21 protein-coding genes are annotated in these 25,344 nt (G+C 70.6%); 13 read left to right on the top strand and 8 right to left on the bottom strand.

Annotated features, from left to right (window positions below; translation table 11 throughout):
• Positions 1–5 precede the first annotated feature (5 nt).
• The 4 genes from I2501_RS13575 to I2501_RS13560 all read left to right on the top strand — a co-directional run bounded on the left by I2501_RS13575 (position 6) and on the right by I2501_RS13560 (position 6,316).
• The gene (locus I2501_RS13575; RefSeq protein ID WP_196194624.1) at positions 6–1,409 is read left to right on the top strand and encodes an aspartate aminotransferase family protein; all 1,404 of its coding nucleotides are present in this window, start codon (positions 6–8) and stop codon (positions 1,407–1,409) included.
• Positions 1,406–2,812 (top strand): dihydropyrimidinase, encoded by a 1,407-nt coding sequence (gene hydA, locus I2501_RS13570; protein WP_196194231.1) that lies wholly within the window; start codon positions 1,406–1,408, stop codon positions 2,810–2,812. The genes I2501_RS13575 and hydA overlap by 4 nt, the downstream gene beginning before the upstream one ends.
• A 34-nt stretch (positions 2,813–2,846) precedes the next feature.
• A complete protein-coding gene (locus I2501_RS13565; RefSeq protein WP_196194230.1) occupies positions 2,847–3,863 on the top strand; it encodes a TIGR03842 family LLM class F420-dependent oxidoreductase in 1,017 nt (338 codons plus the stop codon).
• 374 nt (positions 3,864–4,237) lie between these two features.
• Positions 4,238–6,316 (top strand): UvrD-helicase domain-containing protein, encoded by a 2,079-nt coding sequence (locus I2501_RS13560; RefSeq protein WP_196194229.1) that lies wholly within the window; start codon positions 4,238–4,240, stop codon positions 6,314–6,316.
• Between the two features lie 453 nt (positions 6,317–6,769).
• On the opposite strand, the gene I2501_RS13555 is transcribed toward I2501_RS13560, so the two are convergent.
• Positions 6,770–7,720: a helix-turn-helix domain-containing protein gene (locus I2501_RS13555; protein ID WP_196194228.1), complete on the bottom strand. Its 951-nt coding sequence runs from the start codon at positions 7,718–7,720 to the stop codon at positions 6,770–6,772.
• A gap of 500 nt (positions 7,721–8,220) precedes the next feature.
• Here I2501_RS13555 and I2501_RS39275 point away from each other — a divergent pair, with 500 nt between their 5' ends.
• Positions 8,221–10,161, top strand: coding sequence for a putative Ig domain-containing protein (locus tag I2501_RS39275; protein ID WP_236046317.1), 1,941 nt, complete (start codon positions 8,221–8,223; stop codon positions 10,159–10,161).
• Here the strand turns inward: I2501_RS39275 and I2501_RS13545 are convergent.
• Positions 10,148–10,363: a hypothetical protein gene (locus I2501_RS13545; RefSeq protein ID WP_196194227.1), complete on the bottom strand. Its 216-nt coding sequence runs from the start codon at positions 10,361–10,363 to the stop codon at positions 10,148–10,150. The genes I2501_RS39275 and I2501_RS13545 overlap by 14 nt on opposite strands.
• A 48-nt stretch (positions 10,364–10,411) precedes the next feature.
• Entirely contained in the window at positions 10,412–11,020 is a 609-nt protein-coding gene (locus tag I2501_RS13540) for a TetR/AcrR family transcriptional regulator (protein ID WP_196194226.1), read from the bottom strand.
• A gap of 193 nt (positions 11,021–11,213) precedes the next feature.
• On the opposite strand from I2501_RS13540, the gene I2501_RS13535 reads away from it, so the two are divergent.
• On the top strand, positions 11,214–13,469 hold the full coding sequence (locus tag I2501_RS13535; RefSeq protein WP_196194225.1) for a beta-glucosidase family protein: 2,256 nt from the start codon (positions 11,214–11,216) through the stop codon (positions 13,467–13,469).
• Between the two features lie 36 nt (positions 13,470–13,505).
• Positions 13,506–14,129: a TetR/AcrR family transcriptional regulator gene (locus tag I2501_RS13530; protein ID WP_196194224.1), complete on the top strand. Its 624-nt coding sequence runs from the start codon at positions 13,506–13,508 to the stop codon at positions 14,127–14,129.
• A 29-nt stretch (positions 14,130–14,158) separates the two neighbouring features.
• Here I2501_RS13530 and I2501_RS13525 read toward each other — a convergent pair whose 3' ends face one another.
• From I2501_RS13525 to I2501_RS13515, 3 genes are read right to left on the bottom strand one after another with little or no spacing between them, the layout of a single operon-like run.
• Positions 14,159–14,776, bottom strand: a complete 618-nt coding sequence (locus I2501_RS13525; protein WP_196194223.1) for a PadR family transcriptional regulator — start codon at positions 14,774–14,776, stop codon at positions 14,159–14,161.
• A 22-nt stretch (positions 14,777–14,798) separates the two neighbouring features.
• The gene (locus tag I2501_RS13520) at positions 14,799–15,836 is read right to left on the bottom strand and encodes a formylglycine-generating enzyme family protein (protein ID WP_408022731.1); all 1,038 of its coding nucleotides are present in this window, start codon (positions 15,834–15,836) and stop codon (positions 14,799–14,801) included.
• 10 nt (positions 15,837–15,846) lie between these two features.
• Positions 15,847–17,640, bottom strand: a complete 1,794-nt coding sequence (locus I2501_RS13515; RefSeq protein WP_196194222.1) for a sulfatase — start codon at positions 17,638–17,640, stop codon at positions 15,847–15,849.
• Between the two features lie 218 nt (positions 17,641–17,858).
• Between I2501_RS13515 and I2501_RS13510 the strand changes: the two genes are divergently transcribed.
• From I2501_RS13510 to I2501_RS13490, 5 genes are all read left to right on the top strand, one after another.
• Positions 17,859–19,427, top strand: coding sequence for a sulfatase family protein (locus I2501_RS13510; protein ID WP_196194221.1), 1,569 nt, complete (start codon positions 17,859–17,861; stop codon positions 19,425–19,427).
• Positions 19,428–19,477: 50 nt separating this feature from the next.
• Complete coding sequence (locus tag I2501_RS13505) at positions 19,478–20,827, top strand: MFS transporter (RefSeq protein WP_196194220.1); 1,350 nt, start codon at positions 19,478–19,480, stop codon at positions 20,825–20,827.
• Positions 20,824–21,588 carry an alpha/beta hydrolase gene (locus I2501_RS13500; protein ID WP_196194219.1) on the top strand — a complete coding sequence of 255 codons (765 nt, stop codon included), beginning with the start codon at positions 20,824–20,826 and terminating at the stop codon, positions 21,586–21,588. Before I2501_RS13505 ends, I2501_RS13500 begins: the two co-directional genes overlap by 4 nt.
• A 61-nt stretch (positions 21,589–21,649) precedes the next feature.
• Entirely contained in the window at positions 21,650–23,089 is a 1,440-nt protein-coding gene (locus I2501_RS13495; RefSeq protein WP_196194218.1) for a sulfatase-like hydrolase/transferase, read from the top strand.
• Between the two features lie 316 nt (positions 23,090–23,405).
• Positions 23,406–24,185, top strand: coding sequence for an SDR family NAD(P)-dependent oxidoreductase (locus tag I2501_RS13490; protein WP_196194217.1), 780 nt, complete (start codon positions 23,406–23,408; stop codon positions 24,183–24,185).
• A 168-nt stretch (positions 24,186–24,353) separates the two neighbouring features.
• On the opposite strand, the gene I2501_RS13485 is transcribed toward I2501_RS13490, so the two are convergent.
• Entirely contained in the window at positions 24,354–24,497 is a 144-nt protein-coding gene (locus I2501_RS13485) for a nuclear transport factor 2 family protein (RefSeq protein ID WP_196194216.1), read from the bottom strand.
• Here I2501_RS13485 and I2501_RS13480 point away from each other — a divergent pair.
• On the top strand, positions 24,490–24,720 hold the full coding sequence (locus tag I2501_RS13480; protein WP_196194215.1) for a hypothetical protein: 231 nt from the start codon (positions 24,490–24,492) through the stop codon (positions 24,718–24,720). The two genes, I2501_RS13485 and I2501_RS13480, sit on opposite strands and share 8 nt — an antisense overlap.
• Positions 24,721–24,825: 105 nt before the next feature.
• Here I2501_RS13480 and I2501_RS13475 read toward each other — a convergent pair whose 3' ends face one another.
• On the bottom strand, positions 24,826–25,221 hold the full coding sequence (locus I2501_RS13475; protein WP_196194214.1) for a nuclear transport factor 2 family protein: 396 nt from the start codon (positions 25,219–25,221) through the stop codon (positions 24,826–24,828).
• Positions 25,222–25,344: the final 123 nt, after the last annotated feature.

Genomic DNA, 25,344 nt, shown 5'->3' with positions numbered 1-25,344 from the left:
TGACCATGACCTCGAACGCCACGGAGAACACACCCGGCACGGAGCACCCGCCCGGCACGGAGAACCCGACCGGCCAGGACGCCGGCGCGGACAGCGCGTCGCTGCTGGCCAGGCACCGCGCGGTGACCCCGTCCTGGCTCGCGCTCTACTACCGCGAGCCGCTGGAGCTCACCCATGGCGAGGGCCGCCACGTCCACGGCTCCGACGGCCGCCGCTACCTGGACTTCTTCGGCGGCATCCTGACCACCATGACCGCCCACGCGCTGCCCGAGGTCACCCGGGCCGTCGCGGAGCAGGCCGGGCGGATCCTGCACACGTCGACGCTCTACCTCTCCACGCCCATGGTGGAGTTGGCCGAGGAGATCGCCGAACTGTCCGGCATCCCGAACGCCAAGGTCTTCTTCACCACCTCCGGCACCGAGGCCAACGACGCGGCCCTGCTGCTGGCGACCAGCGCGCGCCGCTCCAACCAGGTGCTGGCGATGCGGAACAGCTACCACGGACGCTCGTTCAGCACGGTCGGCATCACCGGCAACCGCGCCTGGTCGCCGACCAGCCTCTCGCCGCTGCAGACGCTCTACGTCCACGGCTCGGTCCGCACCACCGGGCCCTTCGCGCACCTGGACGACAAGGCGTTCATCGAGGCCTGCGTCGCGGACCTGGAGGACATGCTGAGCCAGGTCGGCGGCCCGGTGGCGGCGCTGATCGCCGAGCCGATCCAGGGCGTAGGCGGGTTCACCCACGGCCCCGACGGGCTCTTCGCCGCGTTCAAGCGCGTGCTGGACCGGCACGGCATCCTGTGGATCAGCGACGAGGTGCAGACCGGCTGGGGTCGCACCGGCGACTACTTCTGGGGCTGGCAGGCCCACGCCGAGGCCGGACCGCCCGACGCGCTGACCTTCGCCAAGGGGCTGGGCAACGGCCTCTCCATCGGCGGCGTGGTCGGGCGCGCCGAGCTGATGGACTGTCTGGACGCCAACTCCATCTCGACGTTCGGCGGCAGCCCGGTCACCACCGCCGGTGCGCTGGCCAACCTGCGCTACGCCCTCGACCACGACCTGCAGGGCAACGCCCGCCGCGTCGGCGCGGTGCTGCGCGAGCGCATCGAGGCGGGCGCGAAGCAGTTGCCGATCGTCCGCGAGGTGCGCGGGCGCGGGCTGATGCTCGGCGTCGAGCTCGTCGACCGCGACGGCGAACCGTCCTCGCAGGCCGCGTCGCTGACGCTGGAACACGCCCGCGACCTGGGCCTGCTGATCGGCAAGGGCGGCCCGCTGGGCAACACCCTGCGCATCGCCCCGCCGCTCACGCTCACCCGCGACGAGGCCGAGCACGGCGCGGAACTCCTGGTCCAGGCCCTGGACCGGGCGCAGCGCGACCTCTGGAAGGACTCGAAGGAGGCGTCCCGATGAGCCACGAACGCACCGTCATCCGCGGCGGGTTGGTGATCACCGCCGCCGACGAGGTCCACGCCGACGTGCTGGTCGAGGGCGAGCGCGTGGTCGCCCTCGCCGCCACCGGCAGCCCGGCCGCGCAGGCGTGGGAGGCCGAGCGCGTCATCGACGCCACCGACTGCTACGTGATCCCCGGCGGCGTCGACGCGCACACGCACATGGAGCTGCCCTTCGGCGGCACCGCCGCCTCCGACACCTTCGAGACCGGTACCCGTGCCGCCGCCGTCGGCGGCACCACGACGATCGTCGACTTCGCGGTCCAGAGCGTCGGGCACAGCCTGCGCGAGGGTCTTGACGCCTGGCACGCCAAGGCCCAGGGCAGGTGCGCGATCGACTACGGCTTCCACATGATCATGTCGGACGTCACCGAGCACGTGCTCAAGGAGATGGACGTCCTGGTCGAGGAGGGCGTCACCTCGTTCAAGCTGTTCATGGCCTATCCGGGCGTCTTCTACAGCGACGACGGCCGCATCCTGCGCGCCATGCAGCGTTCCGCGGCCAACGGCGGGCTGATCATGATGCACGCCGAGAACGGGATCGCCATCGACGTGCTGGTCGAGCAGGCGCTGGCGGCCGGGCACACCGACCCGCGCTACCACGGTGAGGTCCGGCGGGAGCTGTTGGAGGCCGAGGCCACCCACCGGGCGATCCAGCTGGCCCGGGTCGCGGGTGCGCCGCTGTACGTGGTGCACGTGTCGTGCGAGCAGGCCGTCAACGAGTTGGCGCAGGCGCGTGACCTGGGGCTGAACGTCTTCGGGGAGACGTGCCCGCAGTACCTGTTCCTGTCGACGGACAACCTGGCCGAGCCGGACTTCGAGGGCGCCAAGTACGTGTGCTCGACGCCGTTGCGGCCGAAGGAGCACCAGGCGGTGCTGTGGCGGGCGTTGCGGACCAACGACCTGTCGGTGGTCTCCACGGACCACTGTCCGTTCTGCTTCGTGGGGCAGAAGGAGCTGGGGCGCGGGGACTTCTCGAAGATCCCCAACGGTCTGCCGGGGGTGGAGAACCGGATGGACCTGCTGCACCAGGCCGTCCTTGACGGCCACATCTCGCGTCGCCGCTGGATCGAGTTGGCCTGCGCCACCCCGGCGCGGATGTTCGGCCTGTATCCGCGCAAGGGGACCATCGCGCCGGGTTCGGACGCGGACATCGTCATCTTCGACCCGCACGAGCGGTATGTGATGTCGGCCGCGACGCACCACATGAACGTCGACTACTCGGCGTACGAGGGACGGCAGATGACCGGGCGGGCGCGCACGGTCCTCTCGCGTGGCACGCCGGTCGTCGACGCGGGCCGGTACGTCGGCCACGCCGGGCACGGCACGTTCCTGCCGCGCAGCACCTCCCAGTACCTGATCTGAACGCAGCCCTGATCTGATGCGGAAAGGCGCCACCATGGACATCGGCCTCGTGCTCCAGACCGACCCTCCGGCCCGTCTGCTCGTCGAGCGGATGCAGCGGGCCGAGGCGGCCGGGTTCACCCACGGGTGGACGTTCGACTCCTGCGTGCTGTGGCAGGAGCCGTTCGTGATCTACAGTCAGATCCTCGCGCAGACCGAGCGGTTGACGGTCGGGCCGATGGTCACCAACCCGGTCACCCGCACCTGGGAGGTCACCGCGTCGCTCTTCGCGACGCTGAACGACATGTTCGGAAACCGCACGGTGTGCGGCATCGGGCGTGGTGACTCCGCGCAGCGGGTCGCGGGGCGTAAGCCGGCGACGCTGGAGCGGCTCTCGCATGCCATGCACGTGATCAAGGAGCTGGCGGAGGGGCGGGAGGCCGAGGTCGACGGGATGGTCATGCAGATCCCGTGGATCACCGGCGATCCGAAGCTGCCGATCTGGATGGGCGCGTACGGGCCGAAGGCGCTGGAGTTGACGGGGCGTCAGGCGGACGGTTTCATCCTGCAGTTGGCGGACCCGTTCCTGACGGAGTGGATGGTCAAGGCCGTCCGCCAGGCGGCGGTCGACGCGGGTCGCGACCCCGACGCGGTCACGGTCTGCGTCGCTGCTCCGGCGTATGTGACGGACGGGAGTGAGGAGCAGTTGGCGCATGCGCGTGAGCAGTGCCGGTGGTTCGGCGGCATGGTCGGCAACCACGTCGCCGACCTGGTCTCCCGGTACGGCGAGCACAGCGGGTTGGTGCCGGAGGCGTTGACGGACTACATCAAGGAGCGCCAGGGCTACGACTACTCCCACCACGGCCGCGCCGGGAACCCGGACACGGCCTTCGTGCCGGACGAGATCGTGGACCGCTTCTGCCTGATCGGCCCGGTGTCCGCGCAGTTGGAGAAGCTGGAGCAGCTGCGCTCCCTGGGCGTGGACCAGTTCGCGATCTACGCCATGCACGACGCCGTCGAATCCACCATCGACGCCTACGGCGAGCACATCATCCCCACCCTGAAAGGCTGACCACGCAGCAGGGGTGGTGGCGGTGCCCGGCGTTCTCATACCAGGCCGCGCTCGCCGGGCGCCCGCGTCGGCGAGCCGGCATCGGGCCTGATGGCGGGGGCGCCCGAGGAGTGTGCTGGTCGGAGCAAGATCGGTTGCGGCCTTCACCTTGGACCCCGAGGCCCCAGAATCGGGCGGGTGGATCTCGTGAGGCGTCCGCCCACAAGATCTGAACCTGGCGCGTGCATCGGCGCTGGAGCGGGTTGTGCCGTGGAGCGTCCCGCTGAGGCAGGCCGAGGTCGAGGATCTCCAGGATTCGCACACCGACTGACACGTCTGGCATGTATCAATGTGCATGGAAGTGCGGCTGGTTGAGCGAAACTGGACGGGGTGGGATGTACGACAGGCGGGCGCAGGAGCAGAAGCTGGACCGGGCCTATGCGGCAGCACGGAGGGCTGTCCAGAGCCGTTGGCTGTCAGTTGCCGCCCTTGAGCAATCCGCCGTCACGCAGCTTCTGACGCTGGCCGGCGCGCAGTGGCATCTCTTGCTGGAGCGGAGCTGGCCCGCCCGGGGCGGCGCCGCCCTGCGCGCTGACGCTCTGCTCGTCGGGGCGGGTGGTGTCTTCGTCGTCGCCATCGGAGGGAAGCCCGATGCGGACGGGAGTCAACTTCACTCGGTCACGCGTTCCGTCGCCAAGGCGACAGGTGAGCTGGGGCTGGCACCCGTCGCCGTGCGCGCACTGCAGATCTGCGAGGCGGCAGAGATGAATGACGCCGGAGAGATGGTTTGGCGACTCGACGTGCGCCGGTTCGCGACCGCACTGCATGCCGAACGCCGTCGTCTGACGTCCACACAAGCACGACTGATCGTGGAACAACTGAGTCGCGCCTTCCCCGCTCACACGTCGGTGCCCCTCTCCGTTGACGATGCCGAGGATGCCGGTAATACCCCCGAGACCCCGGACGACGATCCGGGCGGGCTCTTCGACCTGGGCGAACTTCGGGACCGTTGGATGGACGGCGTCCTGTCCGCGCCCATCGAGAACTGGATGACCTTCCTGGCTCAGGACCAGCTCGCCCTGGTCCGTCGCAACTGGCAGGGGCCCGCCCGTATCAGCGGCCCGGCGGGGACGGGGAAGACCGTCGTCGGCCTGCACCGGGCGGCCTACTTGGCCCAGCGCACCACCAGTCGCGTGCTCTTCATCACCTACGCGCGGAACCTGCCGCGCGTCCAGAGCACGTTTCTGCATGCCATGGCCCCGTACGTAGCGGACCGTATCGACTTCCGCAGCCTGTTCGGCTTCGCCCAGGAGTTTCTCCGGCACGCTGGACAGACGACCCACCTGAATGGCGACCGGGCGCGGCTCATGTTCAATCTCGCCTGGGCGAAGGTCGGCCGCTCCGGACGGCTCGCCGAGCTGGTGCCCGACCCGCGCTACTGGCAGGACGAGATCGAGTACGTGATCAAGGGGCGCGGCATCACGGACTTCTCTGCCTACGCGGCCGTCCCTCGGCGTGGCAGGGGCCGCGGAACCGTGCCGCAGCGCACCGACCGCGAAGCTGTCTGGGAACTTTACGAGGCCTACGAGCGCCTCAAGGCGGAGCGAACCGAGTCCGTTCACGACTTCCCCGACGTCCTGGTCGCCGCGCGTGACGCGATTCTTCGGGATCCGTCGCTCTCCCAGTACAGTTCGGTGATCGTTGATGAAACGCAGGACCTCCCGCAGGTCGCCGTGCAGTTCCTCCACGCCCTCGTCGGGGACGCACCTAACGGGCTCCTCCTGATCGGCGACGGCCAGCAGTCCGTGTACCCCGGGGGATTCCGACTCAGTGACGCCGGTGTGGACATCCGCGGTGACCGAGGGCAAGTGCTCAGGGTGAACTACCGCAACGCACCCGAGATCCTCGCGGCAGCACTCGATGTCGTCGCGGACGTCGCTTACGAAGACCTGGATGACACGGTCGGCCGCGGCCAACGCGAAGTCGAACTCGTCGGCCACGACGGGACTGTCACCGTCCGACGCTTTTCGTCACTCTCGGAGCACGACGACGCCTTGCTCCACGCAGTCAGGACAACGCCCGACCAGCCGGGAACCGCTGTTCTCGCCCCGACCCGCAGGGCCATCGAGCGGTATGCGCAGCTCCTTCGCAGCCGGAACATCCCGGTCTGCCTCCTGGAGGAGTACAACGGTGCTGCTGTCGATGCGGTGAAGATCGGTAGCTACACCCGTGCGAAGGGGCTGGACTTCAAGCACGTCCTCCTGCCCTGCTACGACGACTCACTAGTCACGTCCATGAACGGCTCGCGCGCCGACGCACTGGACGCAGCACTCCGGGAACGCTCCGACCTGGCCCGGCGTCAACTCTTCGTCGCCATGACCCGAGCCAGGGACACGCTCTGGCTCGGCGCCGTCGACCGGTCCGCCACAGCGTCGGGCGATCCGGTCGCATTGCTCGGTGACCGCATGACATGACTCTGCGTCGTCCTGCGGTTCGCCACGGAGAGCGGGGGCGTCAGCAGGGCAGTGCCAAGCATCGGTAGCTCCCCAGCAGCTGAGGCGCCTCACGGCCGTGAATGCGGCCCGTGGCATTCCGGTCAGAAGAGCGAATCCTTTGGCTATCGTTGGCTGCGATAGAGCGGGGAGCGCATGCAGACGGGATTCGTCGACCGGGTTGCGGTGCGGCGCCCGCTCTCGGGCCTGCCCTCCGAGGCGGTTGAGGAGCTGGTGCGCCGGCGGCACCCGCAGGCCCCGGCGGACCTTCCCTCCCGCCTGCAGGACCTGACGCTCGGACGTCCGATGTTCTTGTCCCTGTGCCTGGACGAGTGGCACCCGGACAACGGAGCCCCGTGGGTGCCGTCGGAGAGCCTGCGGAAGACGTCGCCAAGGCGTTAGCGGCCTGACCTGAGACTTTGGCACCCGCTGGAGTCAGTCGTCCCAGTCCCAGCGCAGCCCGAAGCACGACGCCGTCACATCCAGAGCGGCCGCAGTGAGCCGGTTGTGGGGGTCAAGGTGAATGGACCTTTCCGAGGGGCGACCGTCTCCTACGGTCGGCCTGCTGAACTGCACGCACCGGGACGGAAGTCGCGGCCCCGAGAACTGGATCTCGACCACGTACTCGCGCATCGGCCTGTCGAAGTACTTCTCCCATGAGGTGTCCGCCAGGAACGGCGCAGCGAACTCGACTTCGTGCTCCATGACGGCGAACTCACCGCGCCGCAAACCCTGCCCGAACAGCAGCTCGGCGACGACCGCGTTGGCCTTCGGCGATGTGACGACCCTTCCCAGGCGGCAGCCGCGAACCGCTCGGATCCGTGGGGCCGGCGCTCCCTCATCTGTGCGGTAGAGCGTCATGATGCGGTCGGCGCCGTCTTCCAGAGCTCGCATCACGCGGCGGCTCCATATCCCCCGAATTCGGGCGTCCGGCCCCACCTCTATCCGGTCGTGGCGGGACAAGTCGGCCAGGTGCTCGCCCCCGGCCTGGTCGAACGCGCCCTCCTCGAAGGCCCGGGCGAAGCTCACCTCGTCCTGGTAGGCCTCGGCGAAACTCAGGGGATCGTATCTGCGGCCACGGCGGCGCGGAGGCGGGAGAAGACTGACAAGGGCACCGGCCTCGACCTGAAGGACATCCTCAAGCCTGGCCAGGGCCTCCAGCGAACCGGTGCGCTCCGGCTGGCTACGGCCAGACCGCCAGTGGCTGAGTGTCGCCATGCTGACCGGCGTTCCTGCTGCAAGGAGCCTGGCCTGGATCCGCTCCAGACTCAGCCCGCGGGCCTGGATCGCTTCGCGCAGTGCGGCCTGGAACGGCGATGAGGCAAGGGCATTCGTATGCGGCCCTTCTGTCGAGGTTCCCCCCAGGGTCGTCCGTTCCGTGGCCATGGTGCCCTCCCGGCCGAGTCGATCGGCATCCGCGCTGTCATGGGCGGCGACGGCCGGCGCTGACCCCGGATCGACGTCGGTGTGCCCCAGGAACCCGGAGCGGAGACATGGGTGCATGCCTGAAGCGCGCGCACGGTGACTTCTCGGGACGGAGGACGATTGACGGGCGACCGGCGTTCCGCACATTCCCCACCGCCTGCCCGGCGTGGGTAAATCCAGACAATGGGTGACGTTGTGGGGGAAAGTCAAGAGTCGTGCGTCGAGGTACCTCCGCAGACTCCACCCATTCTTAACAGTTAGCACTTTGTTGTGGCCTTGATCGGACGTCAGTAGCTTCCCTGCCATCCGCGCATCCAAGCGGCCTGACGCCGCGACAGTGCAGCGGATCGCACGTCCGTCGAGAACCCGCACGCCGCCTCCCCCCACGACGGGTCCAACTGTCGGGCGCCCGGCGTGTCAACGCTCTCCTCGGATCCCCGTCTACAAGGAAGGCACCCCCCATGCCTGGAAGATCCTGGCGTCGCCGTATCGGCGCCGCCGCCGTGGTGGCGATAGGCCTGTCGGCCGTCGCACTGTCGTCCACCCCCGCTACGGCCGCCGCTGCGCCTGGCGGGCAGAGCCCTGCCGCCCTCGTACAGAAGGTCCACCCCGGAGCAATGCTGTCGTTGGCGACGACCCGGGCGACGCAGGCCTGGCAGAAGACCCACGCGGCGGCCTCCCCAGCGGCGACGACCGTGGGCGCCAACACCCTCGCCTACAACGGCGGCACCAACGGCATGGGCGTGATGAGCGGCGCCAAGACCAAGGTGTACCTGGTCTTCTACGGAAACCAGTGGGGCACCGAGGGAACCGACGCCAACGGCAACGCGACGTTCTCCGGGGACCCCGACGGCGGCGCGCCAGTGGCACAGCAGATGTTCAAGGGCATCGGCACCAACGGCGAGACCTGGTCGGCCGACCTGACACAGTGGTGCGACGGCCCCGGTGTCACAGCCGGCTCGTACTCCTGCCCCGCCAACCTGCCGGCCTCGCAGTTCGTCCCCTACCAGAGCGGCGGCGTGCTGGCCGGCGTGTGGTACGACAACGCGGCGGCCTCCCCGGCATCGGCGACCGAGGCCCAGCTGACGCAGGAGGCGATCAGCGCCGCCGGACACTTCGGCAACACCACCGCTGCCTCGAACCGCAACGCGTACTACGTCATCCTGTCCCCCCACGGCACGGACCCGGACAACTACCAGAGCCCCACCCAGGGCTACTGCGCCTGGCACAGCTGGAACGGCGACACCAGCCTCGCCGGCGGCCCGTTCTCCTCCCCCTACGGCAACATCGCCTTCAGCAACCAGCCCTACAACATGGACATGGGCTCCACCTGCGGTGTCAACTTCCTGAACTCCGGCAGCGCAGGCGAACTCGACGGATACACCATCACCCTCGGCCACGAGTGGCACGAGATGATGTCGGATGCCTACACGACCACCGGGTGGGCCAACCCCGGTACGAACGGCGGCAAGCAGGGCTACGAGAACTCCGACGAGTGCGCGTGGATCAGCCCCGGCCAGGCCGGCGGTGTCGCCAATGTCAGCTTCGGCTCCTACGGCACCTTCGCCGAGCAGGCGAGCTGGTCCAACGACACCAACAACTGCGCCATCTCGCACGCGATCCTCACCCACGGCGGCTCCACCTCCAACACCGTGACCGTGACGAACCCGGGCACCCAGAGCTCCACGGTCGGCGGCTCGGTCTCGCTGCAGGTCCAAGCGAGTGACTCAGCGTCCGGGCAGACCCTGTCGTACAGCGCGACGGGCCTGCCTGCCGGTGTGACCGTCAACTCCTCGACCGGCCTGATCACCGGCAGCCCGACCACCGCCGCCACCTCGTCCGTAACCGTCACGGTCAAGGACAGTACGGGCGCCTCCGGCTCGACCACCTTCAACTGGACCGTCGCCGCCAGTGGCGGCTGCACCGCTGCCCAGCTCATCGGCAACGGCGGTTTCGAAAGCGGCACCGCGCCCTGGACCGGTACCACCGGCTCGATCGTCGACTCGTCCCTGTACGGCATCCCAGCACACTCCGGGACCTACGCGTCGATTCTGGACGACTACGGCTACGCGGCCACCGACACCCTTGCCCAGACCGTGAGCATCCCGGCGACCTGCACGAACGCCACGTTCTCCTTCTGGCGGTACATCACCACCTCTGAGTCCGCCCTGGGCGCCGCCGACACACTGCAGGTACAGGTTCTCAACTCCTCCGGGACCGTCCTGGCCACCCTGCACACCTTCAGCAACCTGGACGCCGACAACAAGTGGGACCAGGCGTCCTACTCACTGAGCCAGTTCGCCGGCCAGAAGGTCACGCTGAAGTTCACCGGCAGCGAGACCGATACGTACGGCGGCTCAACCGCCTTTGCACTGGACGACGTCGCACTCACCGTCTCCTGACCGCCACACCCAGCCTGGCGGCGCCCCGGGGGATCGCCCGGGGCGCCAAGGCCCTCGCGGTGGAGAAGGCGGTCACGCCCGCTCCCATGGAACTGAACCAGGTGTCCTCGGCGAGCTGAACGGGGCCGCCGGTCCAGAAGAACTTGGCCGACTCGGGGGTGCGGTCACCCGCCTCGGTCCACTGGGACGTCGGGTTGTCCATGGTCCGTGTCCTCTCCGGCCGTTCCGGCCAGGAAGTTGGTTGGGGAGGTCAGTGCGAGTGCGGGGCCGTCACCAGCCCGGTGACGGCGTCGACGAGTCCGGTGGTGAACTCCTCCGGATCCGTCGACCCGGCGGCGTCGGCGCAGCGTTGTTCCAGGTCCGCCAGGCCGGAGATGATCAACTGGCCGGCCCAGCGCAGGCGCAGGCGTCCCTGGGGGGTGTCCAGCAGCGGCAGCCTGGCGTGCACCAGGCGACCGGCCGCGACGGCCTGGTCGAGGCCGCCGATCTCGGCCAGCAGCGCCACGTCGCGTCCGGCGTGCTCGAAGACCCGCTCCAGGAACCGGACGTAGTGACTGCCCGGCAGGACCGCCTGCTCGGCGAGCGGGCGGACCAGTGCCTCCACCAGCCGCCACGGATCAGCTGCCTCACCGCTCTGCTGCAGCGCCGCGAGCAGGTCGCGTCGGCGGAGGTCGATGGCGCCGAGCCGGTGCTCGAAGATCGCCTTGAGCAGCAGTTGCTTGTTCCGGAAGTGGTACTGGGTCGCCGCGGCGTTCCGCTGGCCGGCCGCCTGGCCGATCTGACGCATCGAGGTCGCGTCGATGCCCTGCGTCGCGAACAGGCGTTCAGCGGTGAGCAGGATGAGGGTTTCGGTCGACATGTCAGCTCCAGCTGGTCGCTTCCGCCGTGGCCTCATTTAAAACAGGTGCATTAAATGATGTCAACCAGCAAAACCCTTGACCTCCAAAGTTTTCGTCGCCGAGACTGGGACCGCGGGGCCGGCCCGGCCTGGTGCCTCGGGCCCGGCCGGCCCCGGACCGCTTGTCCCGCTCCCGCGCGTAAGGACCTCCCCGATGCCCGACGCCACTTCCGCAGCCGACCTGACGCTGGCCGAACAGGCCTCCCTCACCTCCGGCGCGACCATGTGGACCACCACGCCCGTCCGCGGCGTGCTGCGTGCGCTGACGCTCTCCGACGGACCGCACGGCATCCGGCGCCAGCGGGGCGACGCGGGCGACCCGCTGGGCCTCACCGGAAGCGTGCCGGCGACCTGCTTCCCGCCCGCCGTCACGCTCGGCTCCTCCTGGGACCCGGAGCTGGTGCGGCGCGTCGGCGCGGCGCTGGCCCGGGAGGCGTCCGTGCTCGGCGTGGACGTGGTGCTCGGGCCCGGGGTCAACCTCAAGCGCAGCCCGCTGTGCGGGCGCAACTTCGAGTACTTCTCCGAGGATCCGCGCGTCAGCGGCGTGATGGGCGCCGCGCTCGTGGACGGGATCCAGTCCCTCGGCGTCGGCGCGTGCGTCAAGCACTTCGCCGTCAACAACCAGGAGACGGACCGGATGCGGGTCAGCGCGGAGGTCGACGAGCAGACCCTGCGCGAGCTCTACCTGCCCGCCTTCGAACACATCGTGCGCGAGGCGAAGCCGTACACCGTGATGTGCGCGTACAACAAGGTCAACGGCGTCTACGCCAGCCAGCACCACTGGCTGCTCACCCAGGTGCTGCGCGAGGAGTGGCAGTTCGACGGCCTGGTGATGTCCGACTGGACCGCCGTCAACGACCGCGTCGCGGCGCTCGCCGCCGGGCTCGACCTGGAGATGCCGCCCACCGGCACCGACGACGAGATCCTCACCGCCGTCGCGGACGGCCGCCTCGACGCGGAGACCGTGGCCACCGCCGCCGACCGGCTGCTGCGCCTGCGCGACCGCGTCGACCGGGCGGAGCGCTTCGAGGACTGGGACGCGGACGCGCACCACGAGCTGGCCCGCGAGGCCGCCCGCTGCGGCGCGGTGCTGCTGAAGAACGACGGTGGCCTGCTCCCGCTCGACCCGACGGCCCGTCAGCACATCGCCGTCATCGGCGAGTTCGCCCGCACGCCGCGCTACCAGGGACACGGCAGCTCGCACGTCGAGCCCACGCGCCTGGACAGCGCCTGGGACGCGCTGCAGGCGGCGTTCGGGTCGGACGCGAGGCTGCGCTTCGCTCCGGGCTTCACTCCGGACGGCTGCCCCGCGCCCGAGCTGGCGGCGCAGGCGGTCGCCGCTGCCGCCGAGGCCGATGTCGTGCTGCTCTTCCTCGGGCTGCCGGAGTCCGCCGAGACCGAGGGCGCCGACCGCAAGGACATCGACCTGCCCGCCGAGCAGGTCGCGCTGCTGCACGCCGTCGCCGACGCGAACCCGCAGGTCGCGGTCGTGCTCGCGAACGGCGGCGTCGTCTCCGTGGCCGAGTGGCAGGACCGCGCGCAGGCCGTCCTGGAGGGCTGGCTCGGCGGCCAGGCTGGGGGCGCGGCCCTGGCCGACCTGCTGCTCGGCGTGCACAGCCCCTCGGGCAAGCTGACCGAGTCCATCCCGCTGCGCCTGGCCGACGTCCCCTCCCACCTGTACTTCCCCGGCGGCGACGGCCGCGTCGTGCACGGCGAGGGCCGCTACGTCGGCTACCGCCACTACGACACCCTCGACCGGCCGGTCGCCTACCCGTTCGGCCACGGTCTGAGCTACACCACCTTCGCCTACGGCGAGTTGACGGTGACGGAGACCGGCCGCAACGCCTGGACGGTCGAGGCGACCATCACCAACACCGGCGACCGGTCCGCCCACGAGACGGCCCAGCTCTACGTCGCCTTCGACGAGCCGCACCCCACCCGGCCCCGGCACGAACTGCGCGGCTTCGCTCGGATCGGCCTGGAGCCGGGGGAGTCCGGCCAGGTCCGGTTCGCGCTCACCGAGCGCGACCTCGCCCACTGGTCCACCGCGCGCGGCGGTTGGCGGGTCGACGCCGGGGCGTTCACCGTCGAGGTCGGCGCCTCCTCGCGCGACATTCGGCTCACCGCCGAACTGTCCACGCCGGGCGACGGGGTGGTCGACGCGCTCGACGCGATGTCCACGGCAGGGGAGTGGCTGAACCACCCGGTCGGATCGGTGCTGCTGCAGAAGGCCTTGGCCGAGTCCCCGGCGGGGGCGTTCCTGGCGCAGGCGGACCCGGTGCAGCTCGCTCTGGGCCTGGGCGTGCCGCTGGTCAAGCTGGCGGCGTTGGGCATGGGCGTGACCCGCGAGGGCATCGAGGCCATGGTCGAGGCCGCGCGGGCGGGCAGCCTCCCGGCGGAGCCAGCATGATCAAGGCAGGACCGGCCCGAGATTAGACTCGCGGCCATGAGCGCAGCACGTGGGCCCTATGCCAAGACCTCGGCGAAGCGGAAGCAGATCCTCGACGCCGCGCTGGCCGCCTACGCGGAGGCCGGCAGCCGCAAGGTCTCGGTGCGGGACATCGCCTCACGCGTCGGGATGACCGACGCGGGGGTGCTGCACCACTTCGGCAACCGCGAGGCGCTGCTTGCCGCCGTGCTCGAAGCCCGGGAGGCCGCCGCGCGCGACGCGTTCGGCGACGCCCGCCTCGACCCCGAGGCGGGCCTGCGGATCGTGGCGGCCAACGCGTCGACCCCGGGCCTGGTCAAGCTCTTCGTGGACGTCGCCGCGGCTGCTGCCGAACCGGAGCACCCCGCCCACGACTGGTTTACCGAGCGGTACGCCACCATCCGCTCCAGCCTCGCCGAGTGGGTCACCGTCGACGCCGCCCGCCCCGAGGGCCGGAAGCCGACGGCGGACAGGCCGGCCCCCTCGCGGGTGGACGCGGACTGGGTGGCCCGGATTCTGCTGGCCGCGACCGACGGACTCCAGCTCCAGTGGCTGCTGGAACCCGGGATCGACATGGCCGCCGACATCGCTGCCCTGCGTGATGTCCTGGTCGCGGGTCTGGTGGCGCGGCAAGGGAAGTGACGGTTCCTCAGGAGGGAGGGCGGCCGGGCTCAGGAGCCCGGGGCCTCTTCCGGCCGACCCCGGTAGGGGGTGCGGCTCGGCGGCAGGCCCGCCTGGACTTCGAGCCGGGCCAGGGTCAGTTGCAGCCAGGCGATGTAGGAGGCCATGGTGCTGTACCCGAACTCGTGGGCGGCCAGGTGCAGCGAGTTGGCCCACGCGGCGTCGACCAGTGAGTCGGGAGAGGTCTCCGTGACGTGGAAGTCCAGCCAGCCCGGACCGCCGACGTGGGCGATCCGGTAGTCGATCTCGGTGCGCAGCAGGTCCAGCGCGAACTCCGGCCCGAGCTGGCCCGTGAAGAGGAACCGCAGTCGGAAGTCGCTGTCGGCCATGGAGGGCGAGGGTTCGTAGGGGGAGCGCGCCCAGGCGAGCAGTTCCTCCCGGCCGGCCTCGGTGATCCGGTAGACCTTGGCGTCCGGCCTTCCCTCGCGCGGGTCCACGTCGAACTCCGCCCAGCCGTTGGCGACCAGCTTGGGGAGCGTGCGGTAGATCTGCGGGAGCTGGACCTCGTAGCCGAGGTACTTGCCCTTGCCTTCCATCCACTTGCGCATGTCGTAGCCCGAGAACGGGCGCACGGCCAGCAGGCCGAGGATGACGTGTTCCAGGCGCATCGGTGGAGGTCCTCAGGGGCGGTCAGCAGGCGGGCGTCGTCGTGGTCGAGCTGGTCGGGGTCACGATAGCGGGTGCCCGGTCGCGGACCACACGGAAGCCGCAGTTGCCGGTGGAGGAATCGGGGGTGTTGGCCGAGCGTGCGGCGAGGCGGTAGCGGTTGCAGTAGCTGTCGTGGCACAGGTAGGAGCCGCCCCGGATCACCCGAGCCTGGCCGCTGCGCGGGCCGAGCGGGTTGTGGCGCGGGGAGCGGCGGTAGTAGGCGGGCGAGAACCAGTCGGCGCACCACTCCCACACGTTGCCCGACATCTCGTACAGGCCGACGTCGTTGGGTGGGAAGGCGCCGACCGGCGCGGTGGTGAGGTAGCCGTCGCTCAGGGTGTTGCGGTGGGGGAAGGCGCCGTGCCAGATGTTGCACAAGTCCCGGCCGTCCGGCGTGAGTTCGTCCCCCCACGGGTAGCGGCGGCCCCGGTGTCCCGCGCGGGCGGCGTACTCCCACTCCGCCTCCGTCGGCAGCCGGGTGCCCGACCAGCGGCAGAAGGCCAGCGCGTCGTCCCAGGAGACGTGCACCACGGGGTGGTCGGGCCGCTCCTGCCAGGAGGAGTCCCGCCCGCCCGGGTGCGCCCAGTCGGCCCCCGCGACCTCCAGCCACCACGGCGTGCGCGGGGCCTGGCCCCGCACGTCCCGTCGCGGGGCGCGCAGGGCCAAGTGGAAGACGGCCGAGGAGCCGTAGCGCTCGGCGTCGGTGCGGTGGCCGGTCGCCGCGACGAACGCGGCGAAGTCGGCGTTGGTCACCGTCGTCGCCGCGAGGGCGAAGGGCGCGAGCACGACCCGGTGGACCGGGCGCTCGCCGTCGTCGGGGTAGCCCTCGTCGAACGGGTCGCCCATCAGGAACTCGCCGCCGGGCAGCTCCACGAAGTCGAGCCCCGGGCCGGGAGTGCGGCGCGGCGGAACCGTGGGCATGGGCAGCAGCTCGACGCCGCCCGCGCCGCTTGTCCCGTCCGCGCCGCCGGCGTGCGGGTGGGCGTGTGGCGCGCGGCCTGGAGTGCAGCAGCTCGGCACGGGGCGCTCCTCAGTTCTGCCCGGCGTGGACGGGTTCGAGCGCGGTGAGCCGGTCTGAGAGCGCGCGCAGCCGCTCGGTGGGCAGCATCCCGACGACGGTGGCGGCCAGGTGCAGCAGGGTGAGCCCGCCGAGGACGGACGCGAAGGGCCCGTCCAGCAGGCCGCCGAACTCGGCACGCAGCACCTGCTCCGCGCCCGGGTCCGCCAGCAGGTCGGCGATCTTCGTGTGCACGCTGCGCGGTCCGGTCGGGAATTCCTCCGGGCGTGGCGCGGGCCGCAGGCCGAGCTCCACCTGCGGCTGCTGGACGCGGGCGAGCAGGTGATCCTCCGTCACCGGTCCGGTCGCGGGCAGGCCGAGGCGCTCGTACTGCGACGCGGGCGCGTCAGAGGCCCGCAGCAGGTCGACCAGCAGTTCGGCCATCCGCAGTTCCACCGCGTCGTCGACCAGCGGACGCTCCTGGCCGGGGTCGGTCTCCAGGTCGAACAGCAGCGTGCCGAACGAGTACGGGTTGCTGATCGAGGCCCCGGGCGTGCGCAGCACGGGCACCTGCTTGGTGAACGCGAACGGCTCCACCAGCTCGGCGTTGCGCAGCTCCGCGGGGGAGAACCGGCCCCGCATATGGGTCGGCATCAGGGTGTGCTCGAACAGCGGGCCGTTCGTCGGTGACGCCGCGGCCCGCATGTAGACGTAGCGGCCGTCGGTGACGCTGACGTGCCCGCCGAAGGACCCGAACAGGCCCGCCTCGCGCACCGGCGCGTCCGTGGCGACGGTCTCCCGCAGCGGCCTGCCCTGCATGTCGGGAGTCGGCGTGAGGCCGAACCAGTCCAGCAGCGTCGGCGCGAGGTCGATCGTCTGCACCAGGGACGAGCGCCGCTCGCCCTGGACGCGGCTGCGCGGGTCCCAGACGAAGAGCGGGGTGTGGATCGTCTCGTCGTACCAGGGCTGGATGTTCTTGCCCCACCAGCCGCGCTCGCCGAGCAGCAGGCCGTGGTCGGTGCAGACGATCAGCATCGTGTCGTCCCACAGCTCCAGCTCGTCCATGGTGTCGAGGACCCGGCCGAGGGACGCGTCGCACATGCTCAGCAGCGCCGAGTACTCCAGCCGCGCGTGCTCGACCTGGTCGGGGGTCTCCAGGACGCGTCGGTAGTCGGGCCAGTCGAAGTGCGGACCGTCGTAGGGGTGCGGGTAGTGGGCCTTGTGGCGCTCGTAGCTGAAGAACGGCTCGTGCGGGTCGAAGGTCTCGATCTGCAGGAACCAGTCGTCCTCGGCGTGGTTGGTGCGCAGGAAGTCCAAGCCCGCGTCGAAGGTGCGGGTCTGCGGATGGTCGGCCTCGTCGGTGAGGTACTGACGGTTGACCCAGTCCTGACGCCAGGCGGGCGCGTGCATCGCGTGCGGGGACTCGGGGATCTCGGGGTCGGCGACCTGCCCCTTCCAGGGGTCGCCCTCCTGCCCCCGGAAGAACTCGTAGCTGCGGAAGCGGTTGTGGTAGGTCGCGCCGCCGTCCTCCCAGTAGTGCTGGTGGTCGGTGACGAGGTGCGTGTAGACGCCGTTCTCGCCGAGCAACTGCGGCGTCGAGTCGTCGAAGGGCTCCAGCGGGCCCCAGCCGCGGTGCAGGAAGTTGTAACGCCCGGAGTGCAGCTCACGGCGGGCCGGCATGCACGGCATGCTGCCCGCGTAGCAGGTGTCGAAGACGGCGGTGCGCTCGGCGAGCCGGGTGAAGTGGGGCGCGTGCACGCCCTCCGCGCCGTACGGCGGCAGATAGCGCCGGTTGAGCGTGTCGAACATGACCATCAGGGCTTTCACGGGATTCCGCCTCCGTCGCGATGCCGGCACAACTGGGGTGATCGCTATAGACGCTAGAACATAGATCGAGGATCCGGAAGCCTGGAAAGTTATGAGCATGGCTTCAGGTATTGACACCTGGATGAGCGGCTGGGAATCCTCTAGCTAACTACGCAGGAACATAATGCAGGAACAACGCAGGAACACACTGCAGGAACGCACGTTCCCGGGAGACCCCGTTGCGCATCATCTATGTGGACGTGGACACCCTGCGGGCCGACCACACGACCCCGTACGGCTACCACCGCCCCACCACCCCGAACCTGCAGAAGCTGGCGGACAGGTCCGTCGTCTTCGACCGCTACTACTGCTCCGACTCACCCTGCCTGCCGTCGCGCACCGCGCTGACCAGCGGCCAGTTCGGCATCACCAACGGCGTCGTCGGACACTTCGGCGCCGCCGCGCAGTTCCGGATGGACGCCGGCCACGGCCCCGAACCCGACCGGCCGCTGCTCGGCCAGACGCTCGGCTGGGGCGGCTACTACACCGCCGCCGTCTCGGTGTTCGCCGAGCGCCACCGCGCCTACTTCTTCCACGGCAACTTCCGCGAGTCCGTCCGGGCCACGGCCAACTTCGGTGACGAGGAGGCCGCGGACGTCAACCGTGCCGCCATCGACTGGATCCGCCGCCACGCGGACCAGGACGACTGGTACCTGCACCTGACCTACTGGGACCCCCACACCGACTACACCCAGCCCGTCGAGTGGACGGAGCGGATGGCCGCATCAGGCCCCGTCCAGGCCTGGCCCGACGAGGAGACCATCGCCGCCCACGCCGAGGTCTACGGCCCGCGCAGCGCGCTCGACCTCCACCACACGGCGCAGGGCGGCGTCAGCCGGTCCCCGGTGCCGCACAACATGCCCGACGCCGTCCGTGACCGTGCCGACTTCGAGCACCTGATCAACGGCTTCGACGGCGCGATCGCCTACTGGGACCACCACTTCGGGCAGCTGATGGCCACCCTGGCGGAGCTCGGCATCGAGCAGGAGACCGCCGTCATCGTCAGCGCCGACCACGGCGAGTCCTTCGGCGAGAACGGCTCCTACGCCGAGCACGGCCTGGCCAACGAGCCCACCCACCGCCTCCCGCTGGTCTTCCACTGGCCCGGCGTCACCGACACCCTGCCGGAGGACGCGCGGCGCAACGACGCGCTGCTCTACAACATCGACCTCGCCCCGACGCTGTGCGAGCTGCTCGGCCTGCCGATCCCGCACGGCTGGCAGGGCACGTCCTTCGCCCCGGCCGTCCGCGGCGAGGAGATAGCCTCGCGCGAGTACCTGGTCCTCGGGCACGGCGCGCACACCTACCAGCGCGCCGTCCGCACCCGCGACCACCTCTACATCCGCACGTACCACCCGGGTTGCTTCCGCGCCGAGTGGGAGCAGCTCTTCGACGTCACCGCCGACCCCCACCTCACCCGCGACCTGCTCGACGCGGAACCGGAGCTGGCCACCCGGATGCGCGCGCACCTGTCCGAGTGGTGGCACACCTACGCCGGACGCCCCGGGGCGCTGCCGGACCCGATGCAGGCCACCCTGCAGACCGGACCGCAGTACAACGACCCCGTCCGGTACGCGCAGCACCTGCGCGACACCGGCCGCGCCCACCTCGCCGAGGACCTCGAAGCCCGCCTCGCGCACCTCACCGTGCCGGTCTCCTGGCACGCCCCCGAGCAGCCCATGCTGCCCCGACTCGTCGGCCGCTGGCAGGAACTGATGGCGCGCTCTGCCGGGAACCCGTCCGCCTGACCCGTTCGCTGACCCGTCCGCTGACCCGAACCACCACAGGAGGTACGCCCATGGCGGACGAGAGAACCGCCCTCGCCGCCGCCCCGGCCACGGCCAAGGCGGCGGCGAGACCCGGCAGTTGGCGTCAGCTCGCGCTGCTCAGCGGGCTGATCAGCATGGACAGCAGCGAGTCCAGCGTCGTCTCGGTGCTCTTCCCGGCCCTGCGCAGCGCGCTCGGACTGCCGCTGTCCGCACTCGGCGCGCTGGTCGCGGCGGGCAAGGTGGCGGGGATGGTGACCGGACCGCTGTGGGTGATGCTCGCGCAGCGGATGAGCCGCAAGACCGTGCTCGTCGTCAGCTCCGGCCTGTGGGGCCTGTGGAGCGTCGCCGCCGGACTCGCGCAGAACTACGTCCAGCTACTGGTCCTCGCGACGGTGGCCTCCGCCGGGTTCGCGGGCGGCAGCGTGCTGGTCAACGGCATCCTCGCCGACATGTTCGACGACACCCGCCGGGGCCGCGCGGCCGGCTACCTGTACGCGGGGGTGGCCGTCCTGCTCGCGGTCGTCAGCCCGGTCCTCGGCCTGCTCTCCCGCGTCCACGACGGCTGGCGCTACGGCTTCTTCACCTCCGGCGGGGTGACCGTCCTGTTCGGCGTGCTGGTGGCCGCGTTCTTCCGCGACCCCGGCGTCGGGGCGGCGGAGCAGGTCGGCGAGGACCGTCGGCGCTTCGGCGGGACCACGCTGACCTGGCCCGTCGTGCGGGAGCTGCTGGGCAGCAGCACGATCCGGCTGATCCTGGTGCAGCGGCTGTTCAACACCCAGCTCGCCCTGCTCAGCTTCGGCGTGGTCTACCTCGTCGACGTCTTCCACTTCAGCAACGCCGAGTCGTCGCTGGTCAGCGCCCCGGCCTCGCTGTGCTACCTCGCCGGGACGGCGATCGGCGGCGTCGTCGTGGACCGGGCCCAGCGTCGGCTGCCCGACACCGGACGGCTGCTGACCTGGCAACTGGCCACGGTCGGTTGGGGGTTGGTCGCACTGCTGGCGACCCAGGTGGCCTGGCCCTCGATCGGCTGGTACGTCCTGCTGTTCTGCGGCGTCGGCGTGCTCCAGGGCTTCAACCCCGGCTGCAACCGTCCGATCCTGATGGCCGTGGCGCGCCCCGAGACGCGCAGTGCGGCCTTCGCGCTCATGCTGTCGGCCGAGTCGGCCGGCTGGGCGCTCAGCACCCTCGCCATCGGCTACGCCGGGTCCGCCTTCGGGCTGCGCACCGCCGTGCTCTGGCTGATCGTCGTGCTCACCTTCGCCAACGGGCTCTTCATGACCACGATCTACCGCCCCCTGCGCCGTGAGGCCCGCGCCATGCGGGCCGCCACGGACGAGACCTGTGCCCCACTCCACTCGACCGCAACGGAACAGCCATGAGCGACCACACCGAGATCCACACCCACCACACGTCCCCCGGCGGAACCGCGCTGCCGCTGCTCGGCTACGCCCCGACGGACGCCCCTGTCCGCGCCGTCGCGGTCCTCTTCCACGGCGGCGGCTGGCGGTCGGGAGGCCCGGAGCAGTTTGCCCCCCAGGGCCGGGTGCTCGCAGCCGCCGGGGTGCTCACGTTCAGCGCCGCGTACCGGCTGCTCGGCGGCGGCGCACAGACGCTGGGCGACTGTGTCGAGGACGCGCGGGCCGCCGTCCGGCACGTCCGCAGGCTCGCCAAGGAGCAGGGCCTCGCCGACGCGCCGTTCTTCCTGGGGGGCGGCTCGTCGGGCGGCCAGCTCGCGCTGACGGTTGCGCACGACTCGCCCGCAGACGGTCAACCGTCGTACTCCGGACTGGTGTTGTTCAACCCGGTGGTCGACCTCCTGGACGAGGTGCTGCGGCCGCTGCTCGGCATGGTCGGCCTCACCGAGGAGACGGCAGCCGCGTACTCGCCCCTGCACCTGGTCCGCCCCCGCACGCCGCCCATGCTCGTCCAGCACGGCACCGCGGACCAGCTCGTCCCCATCGCCGCCGTCCGGCGGTTCCGGGACGCCGAGCAGGAGGCCGGGAACGACTGTCGTCTGGTCGAGTACCCGGACGCGCCGCATGGCTTCTTCAACCCGGGTACGGAGAACGCGAGTTGGGCCAGCGACAGCACGGAGGAGGCCGTCGGGTTCGTGCTGGAGCGCATGGCCGACCCGCGCTGACCCCGTCGGGCCGTCGGCCCGTCGGCCCGAAAGACCTCAAAGCCCCTAAGGAAGCACACCCGTGACCCGTCCCAACTTCGTCGTCTTCATGCCCGACCAACTGTGCGCCGACGCCGTCGGCGCCTTCGGTAACCCGCACGCGCGCACCCCGCACATCGACGCGCTCGCCGCGCGCGGCACGACCTTCACCAACGCCTTCGTGCAGCATCCGGTCTGCTCGCCCAGCCGGGCGTCGCTGCTCACCGGCTGGTACCCGCACACCGCCGGGCACCGCACCCTCACCAACCTCCTCAAACCGCACGAGCCCAACCTGCTGCGCATCCTCAAGGACGCCGGGTACCACGTCACCTGGGCGGGGATGCGGGGCGACACTTTCGCCCCCGGCGCGACCGAGGCCAGCGTCGACGCGTACGGGTTCTCGACCTGGCCCACCGTCGCCTACGGCGGCGACTATCCGGAGGGGGTGTGGTCCCGGCTGTTCTACCGGGGCCTGGTCCCCGACGACGGCCGGGTCGACCCGGACGAGGCGGCCGTGCGCACCGCCGAGCGGTGGCTGGGGAGCCCGCCCGAGGAGCCGTGGGTGCTCTTCCTGCCGCTGGTCGCACCGCACTGCCCGTTCCAGGTCGAGGAGCCCTGGTACTCGATGCACGACCGGGACTCCCTCCCGGCCCCCGCGTCGGTGGGCGGGGACGGGCACCAGCCCGCCTTCATGGCCGCGATCCGGGAGGCGTACGAGATCGGCGAGGTCACCGAGGAGCAGTGGCGCGAGGTGGCCGCCACCTACTACGGCATGGTCTCGCGCCTGGACGACCAACTCGGCCGCGTGATGGCCGCGGTGGACCGCGCCGGAGCCGCTGACAACACCGTCACCCTGTTCTTCGCCGACCACGGCGAGTACCTCGGCGACCACGGCCTGATCGAGAAGTGGCCCTCCGCGATGCACGACTGCATCACCCGCGACCCGCTCGTCATCAGCGGACCGGGCATGGGGGAGGGCGGCACCTGCGCGTCGATGGTGGAACTGGTCGACGTCCTGCCGACCGTGCTGGAGCTGGCGGGTGTCGAGGCTCCGCATCGTCACTTCGGCCGCAGCCTGGTCCCGCTGCTGAAGGACCCGTCCGCCGAGCACCGGCGGTACGCGTTCACCGAGGGTGGCTTCACCGTGGAGGAGGAGTCGCAGCTGGAGCGCCCGGACTTCCCCTACGACCGCAAGGGCGCGCTCCAGCACGAGGACCCGACGCTGGTCGGCCGCGCCGTCGCCGTCCGCGACCGGGACTGGACCTACGTCTGGCGCCTCTACGAGCCGGCGGAGCTCTACCATCGCCACGACGATCCGCACGAGCGCGTCAACCTCGCCGGACGGCCCGAGCACGCGGACGTCCAGCAGCGGATGCACGAGGCGATGCTGCACTGGCTCGTCGCTACCTCCGACGTCATCCCGACGGAGGCCGACCCGAGGCTCCCGCACGTGGACCTCCCGGTGCCCGCCGCCGGTGGCTGAACCCTCCTGGCCTGTAGCGCCCGGGGTCAGCTCGATGCAAGCGAGCTCGCGTCACATCGGCAGTTGAAACGGCCGACCTGCCCATTCTTTCCCTCCGTCTTGCCCAACAGGATCGATACCCGGCCGGGCGAACACTCGTCGCCAGCCGCGGGCACGCCTCACCTGGGGTGCCGGCGCTGCTCCGTATGGCCGGGCTGTAGGGGGTACTGCGGTGTGGATGGTGGCGGCTTGTTCCTGGGACGGGGAGCATCAGGTGCGCGGACATCCGGTGAACCGGGCTGGCGTGGCATCCGCCCCAACACTTTACGGAGCAGGCATGGCTGGGGAGCTTTCGGGCAGGACCGCCGTGGTCACCGGCGCGAGCAAGGGCATCGGCCTGGCCGTGGCCGAGGCGCTGGTCGGGGCGGGTGCCGAGGTGGTGGCCGCCGCACGCACCAGCTCTCCTGGGCTGGAGGTGCTGGTGAAGTCCGGCGCGGCGCGCTGGGTCCCGGTGGACCTCACCGCGGCGGGCAGCGCCGAGCAGTTGGTGGCGGCGACGGGCGGGCGGATCGACATCCTGGTCAACAACGTGGGCTCGGCCCCGGCCAGGCCGGGCGGGTTCCTCAGCGTCACGGACGAGCAATGGCGGCGTACGGTCGACCTGAACCTGTTCGCCGCCGTCTCGGTGACCCGAGCGGTACTGCCGCGCATGCTGGAGGCCGCTCGCGGCGCGATCGTCACCATCGGGTCGGTGAACGCCGAACTCCCCGACCCGACGGTCATCGACTACAGCGCCGCCAAGGCCGCCCTGGTGAACTTCACCAAGGCCCTGTCGAAGGAGTTCGGGCCTCGCGGCATCCGTGTGAACAGCGTCAGCCCCGGACCGGTGGAGACCGACCTGTGGCTGGGAGGCGGCGGTGTCGCCGACACCGTCTCCGCCGCCGCAGGGCTGCGCCCTGAAGAGGTGATGGCCCAGACTGCCTCCGCCACGGTGACGGGCCGCTTCTCCCGTCCCGCGGAGATCGCCGAGCTGGTGGTGTTCCTGGCGAGCGACCGAGCAGCCAACATCGCCGGCAGCGACTTCCGCATCGACGGCGGTCTCGTGCCGACCTGGTGATCCCGGCGCTGCGCCGTGTCTATGGCAGGGCTGCGATGCCGGTCAGGAAGATGTCCACGCCGACGAGGAACTGTTCGCGGTCGTCGTGCTCGCGCATGTCGTCGTGGCCGCCGCCGTCGCCGAGGGGATCCGTTCGGCAGGGAGTCCGGTCGCGTCGCAGATCGGCCCCTACACGGTGGTGATCTTGCCGTCCCATTCGCCGCCGGCCGGGACGGAGGCGTGCTGGTGGATCAGTTCCCAGCCGTTCTCACGCCGTTCGAAGCAGTCGGTCTGCCGGGCCATGACGTGCTTGGCGGAGCCGTTCTTGAACACGATGCTCGTGCTCTGCCGTGCAGACGATGCCCACGTCCCCGTTGACCTTCGCGTCCAGTTCGAGGATCTCGACGTTGCAGGACTCGAAGTTGGCGAAGGTGTCGTCGAACAGCTTGCGCGCCGGGGCGACGCCCCTGCACGCGCGATCTACGCCATGCACGACGCCGTCGAGTCGACCATCGACGCCTACGGCGAGCACATCATCCCCGCCCTGAAAGGCTGACCCGGCATCGCCGCGAGACGGGTCGAGTCCGCGCACCTGCCAACGCGGCAATCCCATACGACGAGGGCCCGGCCGAACGATCGGCCGGGCCCTTAGGCCGGTGGATCAGGCGAAGAACTCGTTGGTGGCGTCGATGTCTTCGACGCATTCGTCAAGGTCGGTGACCTTGTCCCCGACGATCCGGAAGACGATGCTGTCCATCTGGTCGAGCTTCCGGCCCCCGCGTTCGGCGGAGACCCGGGTCACGGAGACCACGTGGCCACGGCCGTCGACGAGCAGATTCTGGAGCTCCACGCGGAGTGTGCCGTTGGTCTGGACGGCCAGTTGCACGTAGTAGTCGAGCACCGCCTTGATGCCCTTGTGGTCGCCGGAGAGCGGGTGGGTGCCGGGGACGTGGTGGGTGACGTCGGAGGTCATCAGATCGGCGAGCGCGTCCAGGTCGCCTGCCGAGAATGCTTCGTAGCCGCGGCGGATCAGTGCGGCGTGCGGGTGTTCAGCCATGGCGTTCGCCGCCTTTCGTGCGTTGCCGGGGTGGCTGATGTTTTTCAGCCTGCCACTGGCGTTCTGTGTCCGCCATCGGGGTTCGCGTGGCTCCTGCGGTCCGCCCCGTAGACGTACGGCCGA

Origin of the sequence: Streptacidiphilus fuscans, assembly GCF_015690355.1 — a bacterium.
Classification (GTDB): domain Bacteria; phylum Actinomycetota; class Actinomycetes; order Streptomycetales; family Streptomycetaceae; genus Streptacidiphilus; species Streptacidiphilus fuscans.
The sequence above is the reverse complement of the archived record's forward strand: the minus strand, read 5'-3'. Positions and strand labels throughout refer to the sequence as shown.